Annotated in this window: 14 protein-coding genes and 1 pseudogene; 11 read left to right on the top strand and 4 right to left on the bottom strand. The window is 67.2% G+C overall.

Translation table 11 applies throughout. The annotated features are described in order from the left end of the window. Positions 1 to 26: 26 nt before the first annotated feature. On the bottom strand, positions 27 to 965 hold the full coding sequence (locus ACFYSC_RS06360) for a hypothetical protein (protein WP_389957501.1): 939 nt from the start codon (positions 963 to 965) through the stop codon (positions 27 to 29). A gap of 130 nt (positions 966 to 1095) precedes the next feature. Here ACFYSC_RS06360 and ACFYSC_RS06355 point away from each other — a divergent pair, with 130 nt between their 5' ends. Together ACFYSC_RS06355 and ACFYSC_RS06350 are read left to right on the top strand one after the other, a co-directional pair. Then, a complete protein-coding gene (locus ACFYSC_RS06355) occupies positions 1096 to 1608 on the top strand; it encodes a SigE family RNA polymerase sigma factor (protein ID WP_362931580.1) in 513 nt (170 codons plus the stop codon). Further along, positions 1595 to 2335, top strand: a complete 741-nt coding sequence (locus tag ACFYSC_RS06350) for a hypothetical protein (RefSeq protein ID WP_389957498.1) — start codon at positions 1595 to 1597, stop codon at positions 2333 to 2335. Before ACFYSC_RS06355 ends, ACFYSC_RS06350 begins: the two co-directional genes overlap by 14 nt. 355 nt (positions 2336 to 2690) lie before the next feature. Here the strand turns inward: ACFYSC_RS06350 and ACFYSC_RS06345 are convergent, their stop codons facing one another. Continuing rightward, positions 2691 to 3239, bottom strand: coding sequence for an ATP-binding protein (locus ACFYSC_RS06345; RefSeq protein ID WP_389957495.1), 549 nt, complete (start codon positions 3237 to 3239; stop codon positions 2691 to 2693). Between the two features lie 679 nt (positions 3240 to 3918). Further along, entirely contained in the window at positions 3919 to 4365 is a 447-nt protein-coding gene (locus ACFYSC_RS06340) for a hypothetical protein (RefSeq protein WP_389957492.1), read from the bottom strand. 223 nt (positions 4366 to 4588) lie between these two features. On the opposite strand from ACFYSC_RS06340, the gene ACFYSC_RS06335 reads away from it, so the two are divergent. The 8 genes and pseudogenes from ACFYSC_RS06335 to ACFYSC_RS06300 all read left to right on the top strand — a co-directional run bounded on the left by ACFYSC_RS06335 (position 4589) and on the right by ACFYSC_RS06300 (position 12390). Next, positions 4589 to 5818: a helix-turn-helix domain-containing protein gene (locus ACFYSC_RS06335; protein WP_389957489.1), complete on the top strand. Its 1230-nt coding sequence runs from the start codon at positions 4589 to 4591 to the stop codon at positions 5816 to 5818. Then, positions 5799 to 7586 (top strand): S9 family peptidase, encoded by a 1788-nt coding sequence (locus tag ACFYSC_RS06330; RefSeq protein ID WP_389957486.1) that lies wholly within the window; start codon positions 5799 to 5801, stop codon positions 7584 to 7586. The genes ACFYSC_RS06335 and ACFYSC_RS06330 overlap by 20 nt, the downstream gene beginning before the upstream one ends. A 157-nt stretch (positions 7587 to 7743) precedes the next feature. Next, complete coding sequence (locus ACFYSC_RS06325; RefSeq protein WP_389957483.1) at positions 7744 to 8718, top strand: hypothetical protein; 975 nt, start codon at positions 7744 to 7746, stop codon at positions 8716 to 8718. 184 nt (positions 8719 to 8902) lie between these two features. Next, on the top strand, positions 8903 to 10138 hold the full coding sequence (locus ACFYSC_RS06320) for a methyltransferase domain-containing protein (protein WP_389957480.1): 1236 nt from the start codon (positions 8903 to 8905) through the stop codon (positions 10136 to 10138). 99 nt (positions 10139 to 10237) lie between these two features. Continuing rightward, positions 10238 to 10443, top strand: a pseudogene (locus tag ACFYSC_RS06315) (IS5/IS1182 family transposase); the annotation flags it as partial. A gap of 373 nt (positions 10444 to 10816) precedes the next feature. Beyond that, complete coding sequence (locus ACFYSC_RS06310; protein ID WP_389957477.1) at positions 10817 to 11056, top strand: DUF3592 domain-containing protein; 240 nt, start codon at positions 10817 to 10819, stop codon at positions 11054 to 11056. Between the two features lie 98 nt (positions 11057 to 11154). After that, the gene (locus tag ACFYSC_RS06305) at positions 11155 to 12099 is read left to right on the top strand and encodes a hypothetical protein (RefSeq protein WP_389957474.1); all 945 of its coding nucleotides are present in this window, start codon (positions 11155 to 11157) and stop codon (positions 12097 to 12099) included. 93 nt (positions 12100 to 12192) lie between these two features. Further along, complete coding sequence (locus ACFYSC_RS06300) at positions 12193 to 12390, top strand: hypothetical protein (protein ID WP_389957471.1); 198 nt, start codon at positions 12193 to 12195, stop codon at positions 12388 to 12390. Between the two features lie 148 nt (positions 12391 to 12538). On the opposite strand, the gene ACFYSC_RS06295 is transcribed toward ACFYSC_RS06300, so the two are convergent. Then, positions 12539 to 13342, bottom strand: coding sequence for an inositol monophosphatase family protein (locus ACFYSC_RS06295; protein ID WP_389957468.1), 804 nt, complete (start codon positions 13340 to 13342; stop codon positions 12539 to 12541). 254 nt (positions 13343 to 13596) lie between these two features. Between ACFYSC_RS06295 and ACFYSC_RS06290 the strand changes: the two genes are divergently transcribed. Beyond that, positions 13597 to 14355, top strand: coding sequence for a hypothetical protein (locus ACFYSC_RS06290; RefSeq protein ID WP_389957465.1), 759 nt, complete (start codon positions 13597 to 13599; stop codon positions 14353 to 14355). Positions 14356 to 14430: the final 75 nt, after the last annotated feature.

Below are 14430 nucleotides of genomic sequence, written 5' to 3'. Positions count from 1 at the left end.
TCTCCCGCGCTCCCCCGCGTGCGCCGCTACGGCAGGGCGGGTACGGCCGGCGCGGTGTTGGTCCAGCCGACCTCGAGCATGGTCCGGGTGCTGGTCTCGTTGAAGGACAACTTGCCTCTGACCGTGGTCGCCTGGCTCTCGGACAGCAGAAGCATCGTGCCGGTGTCCACGATCAGGTCGACCTTGTCCTTGACCGTCAGTCCGTTCATCTGAACGGTCTTCGGGCGGTCGATCGACAGGGCCGCGCCGGCTCTGCCCATGCCGTCCTTGGACTCTCCCCGCGCACGGACGGCGGGCATCGTCAGCAAGGCCTGGTAGGCCGCGGCGCGGACGTTCCTGGGCGCCGGAAGCTGATAGAGCATCCCCGGCAGCGCCCCGGTGATGTACTCGTCCACCCTGTCCTGCTTGACCCGTGAGACCCGTGCGGCCTCGGAGAGCCAGGACTTCAACGCGTTCGGGTCCGCGGGCAGTCGCTGGACCTCGTCGTACGTCAGCCGCTGTCCGGCCAGAGAGAACATGTCATGCGTGCCACGCACGGGCCCGACGTGGCCCTTGTCCGGTCCGGTCGACAGCTTCACGACCTGGCCGTCGGCCGTGCGGGTCCACTTGGCCGGCGAGCCGTCGCGACGCCACGCCTTCCGGTCCGCCGCGCTCTTCGGGTACGCCCCCGCCTCCCGGTATCCGGACCAGGCCTTGCCGTCGGGCGCGGTCCATTCCTCGCTGAGCTCCCGCTCCACCACCCAGTAGCGATTCGCGCCGCTGCCCATCTGGCGGGGACCGGTGCGCTGGATCAGCACCCTCGTATGCCAGTAGGCGCCTTCCGGCAGATCTGACGCGGCGGCGGCGAGCCGCGTCTCCGGTGCCCGCACGACGCTCGGCAGGCCCGGCAGGGCGGCGGCACCCACAGCGGCCAGGCCGGCGCCGACGGCGATCAGCAGCCGGACCGGTGCGGTCGCGAGCTTCATGTGTCTCCTCCAGAGGTTCGAAGCGATGCCTCCCAATACGCCTGAGCGCCGCACAAGGTTGCCCGCGAAACCCGGGCAACTGTTGGAGGATCGAAAGCGTATTAGGTGGCGTGAAACCGGATGGACAAACGTGAGCAGCGCGGAGGGTGACTTCGGCGCATTCGTAGCCGCGAGGGCTACCGCCCTGCTGCGGGTCGCCTACCTCGCCTGCGGGAACAAGGCGGAAGCGGAGGACCTGCTGCAGACGGCGCTGGAGCGCACCTACAAGAACTGGGACAGGGTGCGGTACGAAAGGCCCGAGCCCTACGTGCGCCGCATCATCATCAACACCGCCATCAGCCAGGCCCGCCGCCGGGCGATTCTGAACATCATCCCGATGCGCATCCTGCCGGACAGGGCGGCGCGTTCGACCGACGTCGATCTGCGCCACCTGCTCATGGACGCGCTGCGTGGCCTGCCTCCCCGGCAGCGCGCGGTGGTCGTCCTGCGGTACTGGGAGGACCTCACCGAGGCGCAGACCGCGGAGGTGCTCGGCTGCACGGTCGGCACGGTGAAAAGTCAGACGTCGAAGGCGATGGCCAAGCTGCGTGTAGCGCTCGGCGAGGCACCCGTGGAAGGAGCGATCGGCAATGCCCACACTTGAGGAACGCCTCCGCCAGCTCATGGCGGACGAGACCGCGGAGCTGCACGCCGCGCCCGACCTGATGGACCGGGTCACCGGGCCCACGAGGCGGAAGAGGACACCGGGCAGGGTCGCGGCCCTGGCCGCGACGGTGGCCGCCCTCGTGGCGGGCCCCTTCTATCTGACGGTGGGTCCGGGCGCCGTGCAGTCGCCCGTCGCGTCGGAGACGGCGGCCGTCTCCGAGACGCTGGGGCCGCCCGCCATCGACGACACCCCGCCCGTGCCGTCCGCCCGCCCCAGCCTCGGGGACCTGGGTGACGGGAAGACTCTCAAGCACGTCAAGGTGGGTTACCTGCCCGAAGGCCTGAAGTGGAGCAACTGGTCGGTGGACTACGGCGACAGCTACTCCACCTCGTGGAACTTCGACGGCGACAAGAAGGGCTTCTACTGCGTGCAGATCTTCGTGTACGAGGGTGAGGCCGTCCAGGAGGTCGACGACCGTATGCAGACATACCGCGATGAGGGGGAGGGCGAAGCGGTGACCATCGGCGACCGGACCGGCTATTCGGTCCTCGCGAATGTCGGCGAGGACGGCATGAAGGGCACCCCCACGCTCATCCTGAACATGGGGGAGCAACGGCGGGCCGAGATCACGTTCAGCCCCGTGTACGTGAAGAAATTCCCCGACGCCAAGGCCGTCGACCGCGAGCTGACCAAGATCGCCGAAGGTCTCACCGCCGACAGCTGACGCTGTGGCCGGAAACATTCGCCGGGTCGGTGGTCAGCTTGCACCGAAGTGGCGAACCCGACCGACCGACCCGCGTGGTGAAGACCCACAGACACCGCTTCGTCGCCCGCGGTTCGCCGAGAACGGCGCACCGGCCGCCGAGGGCGGCCGGTGCGATCGTCACCATGCCTGATGCTCATCGGCTCAGTCGTCTCGGCCGAGCGCGGGAAGCAGACGGCCCCGGACCGCCATCCGTCCGGGAGGGCCGCCGGTGGCGTGGGGCACGGGCATCCGTGTCCCGGCCACCGGCGGCCCGCCGCTGACGTGGTGGTGCGGCTCCCCCTCCGCCGCACCACCGCACGGGAGCACCGGGTCTTCAGACAGGCGGGCCGAGTTCGAACCAGATGACGGTGCCGACGGAGTCGCGGTGGAAGCCCCAGCGGGCGGCGAGCGCGTCGACCAGCGCCAGTCCGCGTCCGCCGACGGTGTCGGGTCCGGGGTCGCGGGGGCAGGGGATCCGGGAGGAGCCGGGGTCCTGGACGGTGACCAGCACGCCGCGCCCGACGAACGCCACGGTGACGAGGAACTCCCGTGGTCCGCTGTTCGGCCCGGCCGCGTGTTCGACGGCGTTGGTGGACAGTTCGCTGGTCAGCAGTACGGCGTCGTCGCGCAGCGGGTGGCCGTCGCCGAGCAGTTGGGCGACGAAGTCGCGGGCATGCCGGACCTGGTCACGGCTCGCGGGGAAGCGGTGGGAGATCACCGGCAGGTCTGCCCCGGTCCGCCCGGGACGCGGCGGCCAGGCGGCTTGCGCCTCTCCCCGCGCGGGCTTCGGCCGTACCGGTCCGGTGCTGTCCGGTTGTGTCATTCCGGCACGGCGGACGAGCACGCCGAGCAGCCGCGACAACAGTCGTGCCGCTCTCTCCACCTCTCCATCCGGTCGGGAACGCGGGGTCGGGTCCATCGGTTCGTCGGTCTGACGCTTCGAAATCATGCCGGCACCCCTTCATGACGTGCCCCGCGCCTGCTTCCGTACGGTGGACGTGGACCCGGCGGTGAGTTCCGCACGTATGGATCCTGCGAATGCGGCCCTCCTCGTCCGTACGGTGTGACGGCGGCCGCGGCCGGTCGCGCGTGCCGTCCTTGGCCCGCGGGGAGTCCCGCAGCCGACCTGCCGGCCGGGAATCCCGTGGCCGGGTGGAACAGCCTGGGGGAGCGGGCCGTGGTGGGCTTCGCCGTGCCGGGGAAGGGGCGGTCGCACAGGCCGAGCCGTCGCCGGGCGCTCATGCGGGCGCGTACCTGGACGGGCGTGGGCTGCTCCCACAGGTGGCCGGGCCGGTGCGGCAGGCCGGCGGCGTCGTGGGCGTAGGGCGGATGTCCGCACCACCGGCACCCGAGGGGGGTGGGTGGTTGTTCGGCGTGCCAGCGGACCCGGATGATCCGTAGGGCTCGGTTAGGGTTGGGCATGGGTCGCACCTCCGCGTGCGATCAAGGCCCTGCCCGGTGACTAGACCTCGCCTGGTGGGGCCGTTTCCTTCATGGACTATGAGGGTTCCGGGGCTTGCTGGAGGCTTTTTTCCACAGGCTGTGGATAAGTGTGCGGATCGTCAGACGGGACCCTGAGGCCGCTCAGGCTCCGGGGCCGTCGCCCGCTCGTCGGCCTGGGCTCTCGGCCACTCGGCCTGCTCCCCGGACCGGACCCGCCCCGGGTCGGTCCGTTCTCCGAACCGGACTCGCCGCAACTCCGTGCATCGAACGGCGACCAGGCGGGCGACCTCCTCGACCCCGGACACCGGCCGCGACGCGTAGGCGGGCCGCCCGCACTGCTCGTCCCACCCGGCCTGCCACCAGAACCGATCCCCGTTGCACCACACCACCAGGCCGACCCAGACCGACACCAATGCCAGCTCGTGGCCTACGTGAACGTCGGCAACGACGCCCTGCTGCTCAAGCTCTCGTTGTAGAAGCTCGGCGTACTGACGGGGATCGACGGTTCTCTGCGGTGCGATGTCGTCCGGCACGTTTCCTCCAGGGCGGATGAGCCACTGCTGCACAGAGCGCAGGACCGCCCGTTTCCCCGCAGGTGACGGGTGTTTGCGGTGCCGGTCCTTGCAGCCTGTGCCTCTCGTGCTTGAAGTTGTTCAACGTGCTGACAGGAGACCTCACGGCCTGATTTGCTCGCAACGAGCAGCAAAAACAACAGGAGGTGCGCACGTGGACACGGAGGGGAAACGCGGGCGTGGGCGCCCTTCCAAGGACCTCGATCCTGGGACGTCGTTGCTCGCAGCCCTCGGCGTCAAGCTGCGTCGGCTCCGCAAAGAGCGATCACTGACGTTGATGGAACTCGGCGCGCTCACGGGCTACTCCTGGCAACACCTCGGCGCGGTGGAGCGAGGCACCGTCGCTCCTTCGGAGTCGGTGATCTGCGCCTGCGACACCGCTCTCGGTGCCGGAGGAGCATTGACCGGCATGTTCCCCGAGGTGATCCGGGAACAGGCGCACCTACGTCACAGCAGCGAGGCCGCGCGCCGGTCCGTCCCGAAGGAGGCCGGCCCGGACATCGACTGGGGCCGACTCAGCGCGTGCGGCGAACGCGCCTCCAGCATCACCTCGGTGGTGGCGGACGACATCGAAGCGATCACGGCACATCAGCGGCGTCTCTACCACGAGCTGACGTCGACGCAGATGCTCACTCCCGTCGACGCGCATCTCGGCCTGTTGCTCTCCCTGTTGGAGGTGCCCACGCCAGAGACGTTGCGGCGACGCATCGCCTCAGCCGCCGGGGAAGCGGCCGGATTCTCGGCGTGGATCTGGTTCGACCTCGGCGATCACTTCAAGACCCGGCGCCGGTACGGCACCGCTCTGAACGCCCTCAAGGAGGCCGGCGACGGCGGGCTGCTCTCCTACGTCAGCGCCTACCAGGCGGTGACCACCGACGCCGCGGGACGGCCCGACGAAGCCGTCCACCACGCGGCGATGGCCGTGGACACCGCGAAGCGCTCCGTCTCGCACACCACGAGATCCTGGCTGCACGCCGTTCACGCCACCGCCCGCGTCCACGCGGGTGACGGCCGTACCGCTCTTGCCGAGCTAGACCGGGCGCACAAGGCCATGGAACGGGCCGGGGGAGAGAACGACGAGTGGATGTACGACTTCGACCACGAGCGGCTGATGGGCTACGAGGGAAACTGCCACCTGGAACTGGGGCGCTACGCCCAGGCGGCGCGGTCCTTCGAGCAGGCGCTGAGCGGTGTACCCGCCACCTGCGTACGGCGGCGCGCGGAGTTGACCGTGGACCTGGCACGAGCCCGCCTCGGAGAAGGAGAAACCGCCGAAGCCGTACGGCTGGCAACCGAGGCGATCACCGTGTTCGCCCAGCGGGGATCGACTGCGGGCATCGCCCAGGTCCGCAGACTCCGCGACCACATGATGAAGGGCGATTCGGCTGTGGCTCGCGAACTGGACGAGTTCGTCCGAACATTACAGAGTGAGCCCTATCCCGGCTGAGCTGGTCGCCCGCGCCACTGTCTCGTACGACGCCGTCCAGGCCGTCGGCGAGACCGTCTACTGGATCGAGGGACGGCCCGACGGGGACGTGCTCGTACGGTGGACTCCTCACGACGGCACCCAGGATGTCCTGCCCGAAGGGGTGCACGTCGCCTCCTACGTGCACGAGTACGGCGGAGGCGCGTACCTCGCCACCGAAGGCGACATCTGGTACTGCGATGCTGAAGACCAACGGATCTATCGAGCGAGCGGAGGCGCCGGTCCCGTCCCGGTGACGCCTCCTGCGGCCCGCCCTGGGGCTCTGCGCTATGCCGATCTGCGTCTCGTACCGGGCAGTGACACGCTGGTCTGCGTCCGGGAACGCCATGAGGACGATGGCACCGTGCACAACGAGCTTGTCGCCCTGTCGGCCACCAAGCCGGGTGAGCCAGTGGTGATCGCATCCGGCGACGACTTCTACATGTCACCCGAGCCCAGCCCCGACGGGAGGCGCCTGGCATGGGTGTCATGGAACGCACCGCTCATGCCCTGGGACGGCTCCCAGCTGTGGACAGCCGATCTCCAGCCAAACGCGACCCTGACCGACCGGCGGCTCGTCGCGGGAGGTGAGGACGAGTCGGTGTGCCAGCCGCGGTGGAGCCCGGACGGCGTGCTGCACCTCCTCTCGGACCGCTCAGGCTGGTGGAACCTGTACGCCTGGCATGACGGCCGTCTTGAACCGGTGATCACTGGAGAGTTCGAGGTCGCGGCTGCTCCCTGGGAGTTCGGCTACCGAACGTACGGGTTCCAGGCCGGCCGGATCGTGGCCGTTGTCCAGGAAGGCCCGCTGCACCGCCTCGTGATGAGGAACGCCGACGGCTCCGTTGAACCGGTGGCTCTGCCGTACACCTCGATCAAGCCCTACCTGGCTGTGGTGGGAGAGTTGCTCGCCTTCATTGGCTCCAGTCCTGCCAAGCTTCCTACCGTGGTACTCGCTGACACGGCCGGGGCGGTCCGTGAACTCACCACGAACGATCTCGGCATCGACGAGTCATCTCTTGTCGTTCCGGAGCCCTTCATCTTTCCCACCCGGGACGGTGAGCGGGCGTACGGCCTGTACTACTCGCCTCCGCCGTCCTCACGGACCAATGAGCGGCCTCCGCCGCTACTCGTCCGAGCGCATCCGGGACCAACGGCGAACTGGCCGATGCGACTCGACCTTCACGCCCAGTTCTTCGTCAGCCGTGGCTTCGCTGTCGCGGACATCGACTACCGGGGCAGCACCGGGTACGGCCGCGCGTACCGGCTCGGCCTCCGCCACCGATGGGGAACGGTCGACGCCACCGACTGCGCTGACGCTGCGCTTCACCTGGCCTCCATCGGCCGGGCGGATCTGGAGCGCATGGCTATCTGGGGAGCGAGCGCGGGCGGCTATACCGTTCTGCGGGCTCTAACCACAACTGATGTGTTCGTAGCCGGGACTGCCAGATCGGCTGTCGTGAACCTCACGACCTGGGGTGATGCCGCGCCGAAGTTCCAGGCCCATCATGCGGAACTGCTGCGTTGCGAGGAGCCAGATAGGTCTGAAGTCCAGGTAAGACGTCCACTGTTGCTGACTCACGGAGATGAAGATCGTGTCACGCCCTTAGAGGAGGTTCAGTGCTTCATGCGTAACGTTGGGCCCGGCTCATGCCTAGTTGTCATCTCTGGAGCGAGCCATACCTTGCGGCGCTCGGTAGACGTTTGTCGATTGCTTGGTTTAGAGCTTGATCACATCAGGGCGTGCTGATCTCAGCTTTGCTGATAACGGTTTTGTCGCGACAGCCGTTTGCGCGCTGTATATATGAAACCTTTTATGCACCAATATCCCTTTTGATGTCGTGTGGGTGATTTAGGCGTTCGGTCGCATAAGGCTAAAAGATGGACAAGTAGCCTAGAATCCCTGTATGGCTGATCTGCACCCTCCAGTAGGAAAAATAACTACACGTGACAAGATGAAGAGGGTCTTCGGGGGAAGCACGCAGGGAGGAATCTGTCCAGCTAAAAAGTCTTCGACCGTTCTGATCTACTCGGATCCGGAGAGTGGGGAGCGGAGGGGGTACAAGGATGGTTGGCTGGCTGAGAGGGACGATCGTGGCCTGATTTTTGAATACACCGGCCATGGCGAGGGAGACCAAGTATTCGGGGGTCGAAACGGCGTGGGAAACCAGGCCATCCTGCGTCATCGAGAGGACGGCCGGAAACTTCATCTATTTCGTGCCGCTGGTAAAGTTCCTGGATCTGGAACTAAGCTACAACGTTACATCGGTGAGTTCGAGCTAGATATTGAGCGGCCATATGTAATGCGCCAAGAAAGGAATAACGACGGGGTTCTTCGCTGGGTGATTGTATTTATGATGCGCCCGGTGGGGAAATTTTTCCTAGATGAGCAAGATAATATCCCTCTGGCGAGGGAGACCGAAGTTCGCAGAATTCCGGCAAGCGCTACGGTTAGCGTAGTTGTTAGCCCGGAAACTAGCAGGGCTACTCGGACGCTTCGGTCGGAGGTTCCTGGAACGGTGATGGAACGACGGGAGGCAAGGCTGTCGGATGAGTTTCGCGACTTCCTGGAGTCGCGACATCACGAAGTGCGGCGCTTTCAGGTGAAACCGAAGGGGTCTACTTCTACGCTGCTTACAGACCTCTATGATGTTACGGACCATGTCCTATATGAGGTCAAGGCGAACTCTTCTCGGAATTCTGTACGGATGGCTGTTGGTCAGCTCTTGGATTACCGACGTCACGTTGATCCCGTCGAACCAAAGCTTGCTGTTCTTCTACCAGAAGAGCCGGAGGGCGACTTGAAGGAATATCTAGAATCTGTTGACATATCCCTTGTTTATAGGGAAAATGGCAATTTTTGCGGTTATCCCGTTAAGTAGCGACTGGTTGTCGCTGTGGCAATGTCGCGAAGAGCCGCCTAGGAAAATCTGCTTCTGCCTGCGGATGGATAACCACGTGGTCACACTAGAAAAGTTCCTCGGAGGGTGCGCGACGTCACTCACCATGGATCGCCAGGTCCTAAGCCATCGTTGCTCCTAGGCGCCCTGATTTATGAGGGAAAATGTGATCGACCACAGGACATCCGACCTAGCCGTACGGCTTCGCCGTACGCTGGCCGACCATCTCGCCCGCGACGGCTGCCTCACCGACCCCGCGTGGCGGGCGGCCGTCGAGGCCGTGCCGCGGGAGGTGTTCCTCGGGTCGGCGATCGCTGGCCCCACCGGGCACGGTGACCGGTGGGAGGTGGTCCGGCGGGACGACGTGGCGGCCGATGAGTGGCTGGAGCTGGTCTACCGCGACGAGACCTGGGTGACCCAGCTCGACGAGGCCATGGTTGAGGGCACCCCGGGAACCGAGGGCGCGCCGAAGGCCGAAGCCGTGCCAGGGGCCGGAAAAGCACCAGAGACCGAAGCTGTACCGGAGGCCGGAGGCGTTCGGAGGGTCGTCTCCGGCGGGCCCACGTCTTCATCCACCATGCCCGGCCTGGTCATACGGATGCTGGAAGCCGCCCAGATCTCCGACGGTGACATGGTGCTGGAGATCGGCACCGGCACCGGTTACTCCGCCGCGCTGATGTGCCACCGGCTCGGCCCGGCCGCCGTGACCTCCGTCGAGTACGACCCGGTGGTGGCCGGCCGGGCACGGGAGGCGCTCGCCGCCGCCGGGTACGCGCCGACGCTCGTGACCGGGGACGGCCTCGCCGGATACGACGAGAACGCCGAGTACGACCGGCTGATCGCCACCTGCTCGATCCGCTACGTCCCCCTGCCGTGGCTGTGGCAGGTCCGCGACGGCGGCACGATCACCGCGCCGCTGTCCGGGTGGCTGGGCGGCGGCGCGTTCGCGCACCTCACGCTCGCCGACGACGGTACGGCCAGCGGGCGGTTCCTCCCGGACGACCTCCACTTCATGACCGCCCGGCCCCACGGCCGCCCTCCGCTGGCCTCCCCGCACCTCGGGGTGGGTGAGGTCCGGGACGGCCGGGTGGACCCCCGGGTCCTGGACGACCGGACCGGGGTGTTCGTGGCGCAGCTCGCCGTACCGTCCGCCGTACGGCTGGGCGGTGGAGACGAGGTCGTGCTGTGGGACGTGGGCACCGGCTCGCTCGCCGAGGTCACCGCCGGGACCGTACGGCAGCGCGGGCCGCTGCGGCTGTGGGACGCGGTGGAGGACGCCGTGCTGACCTGGCGGGCCGCCGGATCCCCGGACCAGACGGCCTTCGGGCTCACCGTCACCCCGGCCCGCCAGTACGTCTGGCTGGGCGAACCGGACGGCCCGAACTGGGACCTCCCCGCCTGATCGGTACGGCGGAGCCGTCGCGGTCACCGGCCTCCGCAGCCGGCCTGGGCCCAGCGGTTCGGGACGGTCCGGTCCGAGGGCCGGTGCTTGATCGGGGTGGAGCACCACCGGCACCGGCCGCGCCTGTCGCGCCACCAGAAGTTCGTCAACCGTTCCCACGCCCGTATCCGGGTTGTCGGGGAACGCGTCGCCGTGATTTTGAAGACCTGGAAGGTGCCGGCTGGTCGCGCTGCCGCCCGCGCCGCGCCACCGCGGTCCAGGCCATCGTCGTCCCGCAGTTCATCGAAAAGGGCCGCTACTCAGGATGGGAAGCGCTCCGTGGGCTGGTACTTCGCCGTCCGGCGCGACGAGGGCGTCCTCATCCGGCTCATCGGCGCTCGTTCACCCTCGTGAAGACGTATTGTGATGAGAAACGTATATGCCGTCGCCATGGAGATTGACATGGCCATCAGTGCCGGACCGCCTCCCAGGGCTGACCTATTTCAGCGAAAAATTCCTTTTGGTCCGGATCGATTAGCCCGGAAAAGTATTGAGACTCCTTCCGCGCTCTGATCACTTTCATGGACAAACCCTCCGATACCTCAGTCGACCAGCTGAAGAAGTCATTTCACATCTGCACACCACGTGCCCGAAGGAGAAGTCTGACCTGGTGCGGAGTCGCGACCCCGATAGCTCTACGTGCAGTCCGATCTTCCGCTTCGCCGCGCTCGAAGGCCACGAGGTCGAGGTCACCTCGAAGTTCGACGAAGCCAACCCCCTCGACCAGGAGATCGCGTCATGATTCTCTACGACCCTCAAAAGCCGCGACATGCTCGCATCGACACCGGCGGTCAGCGCGGTTCCACCATGGGGTGGATCCTGACGGGCCTCGGCCTTCTCGCGACCCTCGGCGTGCTCACAGCCGTCGATATCGTCTGACCCCGGTGGGGCCGCGCTCCGACCTCCTGCGAACTCTGACCCCGCAGCGCGACCATCGGAGCGTCCACGGCACCGAGTCGATAACACAAGGGAGCCGGATGTCCGCAGTACGATCGAAACACGGCCGCAGCCTCGAACCGGATAATGGCAACGGCTTCAGGCGTGTCATCGTCACCGTGCTCTTTCCATGGATGGCCGCCAGGTTCCTGTTCAAACCCCGGGTCGGCCCATCGCGCGAAGACAGGATGCTGGATCGGCTCGCGTTCTGGCGATCGACGATCGGTCTCGGCGTGGTCCTGGTGGCGACCTCCCGCTACCAGAACGTCTGGGTCAACACCTTCCGAAAGATGGGGGACACCGGGTGGCTTGCCTTCCTTTTGCTGCCGCTGCCGATCCTCGCGATATTCATCGTGACCCGCTCCGGCCGCCGCGCCAGCCTTCTGCCTGGCGTGCTGCTCCTGATGAGACGTGCGTTGCTCACACTGGCCGTCATCTACCTGCCGATCGGGTTGCTCATCGTCGCGGCCGATGAGCGTAACACCGACCCCCTCGCTGACAGTGACATCCAGCTTCGATATGACATCGACCTCAACGTCCAGGGGGAAGCAGGATTCTGGCTGCTCGTCGCGATAGCCTTGGCGATCGTCCTCGTTCTCTGGTTCTGCTGCTTCTGGTACTGCACGCTCTACTGGGCGGCGCGCACCGGATTCTGGATGGGCCATATGCATCCGCTGCTCGCACCGATCGGCGCAGTGAGTCTCATGCTGCTGATCAGCGGCCAGGAGATCATCACTCACAACACCAATGGCGTGCCCGACGGGCTGTGGCTTACGCTGAACCTTTGCGGCGCGGCCACGGTGCTGGTGCTGGCTGCGTTCGAGTACCGGCACCTCCGGTCGGTCGGCTACCGGTTTCGCAACGGGCCGGAACCCATAACCATGGATTCGGGCGGCCGGACGGCCGGCGTGGAGGGCGCGATCGGGGCCGCGGGATCAGAGACCGCACCGCCCATTGCCGGCACACCTATCCAGCCGGACGAATAGATCCTCTAGCCTGGGCTACGGTCCCGGCATCTCGAAGTTCTGACCGAGTTTCATTCCTCGCGCGCGAATGGCCGCGCCCCCGCGAACTCGGCGGTGAAGACCACCATGATGTCGTCGGTGCCCAGGTGGTACGTCTCGTCCGACGGCCAGTCCGCCGGGCGTCCGGCGGTGATCCACACCGTCCCCTCCTGTGAGCGCAACCGGATGGCCTTCGGGCTCACCGTCACCCCGGCCCGCCAGTACGTCTGGCTGGGCGACCCGGACGGCCCGAGCTGGGACCTGCCCGCCTGACCGGTGCCACGGTGTGCCGTCATCGGGCCGCGACGCCGGACGGGGAGAACGTCCCACCGAGGCAGGACACGAGGCAGGACGGCGGAGCGTACCGCCATGGCAGGACGGGGAGAGCCCAGCCGTGGCGGGGGCCGGGCAGGCGCGTGGCCTACCGGTCGGGTGGGGACTGGTCGGCGATGAGGTTCAGCAGCGTCGCGTGGGTCTCCGCGTCGGCCGCCACGACGAGGCCGCCCGCGCCGGTGTGCAACGGCTGGCCGTGGATGCCGGTCACCACGCATCCGGCGGCCCGGCACACCGCGATGCCGGCGGCGAAGTGCACGTTGTCCCGCAGTCGGCCGTCGGTGACGTACGCGGCGCGCCGTCCGGCGGCGACCCAGACGAGCGCCAGGGTGGTGGAGACGACACGTGGGCGGAACCGTTCGGCGAATCCCGGTTCGGCGAGGAGCCGGACGGCGCGGAAGCGCGGTTCGTTCGGGAACGGCGGGTCGAGGTTGACGTCCACCAGCCGTGAGTCGGGCGACGGTGTGAGTTCCTGGTCCGTGCCGTCGCACCGGACGCGGGCGTGCTCGCCGTCGGTCCAGAAGATCTCGCCGGAGAACGGGTCGGCGCAGGCCGCAGCCGTGATGCCCGAGCTCGTGCGCAGGGCGACGTTCACCGCGACCAGCATGTTCCGCGCGGCGTAGTTCAGCGTGCCGCACAGGGGGTCGACCAGCCACATGCGTTCCGCGTCGCCCGAGCCGGTGCGCCCGCTCTCCTCGCCCGTCACGGCGTCATCCGGCCGGGCCGTACGGAGGACGTCGAGGATGGCCTTCTCCGCTTCGATGTCCGCTGTCGTGGCGAAGTCACCCGCGGATTTCTCGAAGCGTGTCAGCGGCGCGCCGTACCGGGCGTGCACGACGGCGGCTCCCGCCTGGGCCGCGGTCAGGGCCAGCTCCCCGTCTGTGATCAGCATGCGCGCAGGATAAAGCAGGATGGAGCGGACCCGCGCGGCCTGCCGGGGCCGGCCGGCGTCCCGGCTCGCCGAGCATAGGCCCTGGAGATCGAGCGCGAGGCCGCCGAGCACGGAAGACGCCGACAGGGACAGGCTCGACATAAGCTCCGATTCGGTTTCAGCGCGCTGAAAGTATGCGTTCAGCTCATGATCAAGGCCATTGAAAGAGGCGATTCCTAACGTTCTGCGTGGAAACTTCAATCGCAAGGAGTGACATGAGGTCAATCGCAGCAATCGCCGCCACAATGGTGCTCGTCTCCTCCCCGGCCGCGGCCGAATCCGAGGAGAGCGACCGGGAGATTCCCCTGGCGCACATCGAATACACGAGCGGTCTCACCGTGGACTTCTCCGACAGCCAGCCCTCCAACGAAGTGGGGATGTCCCAGCTCGGGATCATCGGCCGCGCGCCGCTCATCGCCTGGGACCGGAGCAACAGCTACCTGCAGACCTACCTGGAGATCACCCCGCCCGACGTGCCGGTGCCCCAGCGTCTCGTCGACGACCACGGCCCCGACCTACCCGCCGAGTTACAGCGGCGGCGGGTCACCAGCGAGCCGGTCACCGTACGGGGCCTGACCGCTCCGGCCGCCGCCGTGCTCTCCGCCTCGTGCACCGCCGAATACTGGAGCTGGCACCTCTGGCACGACAACGCCAAGGCCGGTATGGCTCCCAAGTCGTACACCACCCAAGACTTCGGCGGCTTCAAGGAGCGTCGCGCGGAGAGCTTCGTCTTCAACTGCCTGCCTGAGGGCTCGCCGAGCCACCTGTGGGCCCGGCACCGGCTGTACTACTGGAACGGCACCGGCTGGTGGAAGCAGAAGGAGGAGAAGGTCGGCCCCGGGCTTCAGGCGGAAGAGGTCAAGGGCATTGCCAAGTACCACCGCAAGGTCACCTATGACGACAACTGGGGGTCCAACCCCAACTGCCTCAGCGGGGCTTGCAAGTACACCCGTGAGGGACGTTTCACCAGCTGACGGGTGGCCGGTCGCCTGCCGGCCGCTCACCGCGGGCGAACGTCCGGGGTTGACGCGTCGCCGGGCGCGCATGCG

Origin of the sequence: Streptosporangium sp. NPDC004379 (genome assembly GCF_042873875.1) — a bacterium.
In the GTDB taxonomy this organism is placed as follows: Bacteria; Actinomycetota; Actinomycetes; order Streptosporangiales; family Streptosporangiaceae; genus Streptosporangium.
Note: the sequence above shows the minus strand (reverse complement) of the source record. Positions and strands in the feature narration are given on the sequence as shown.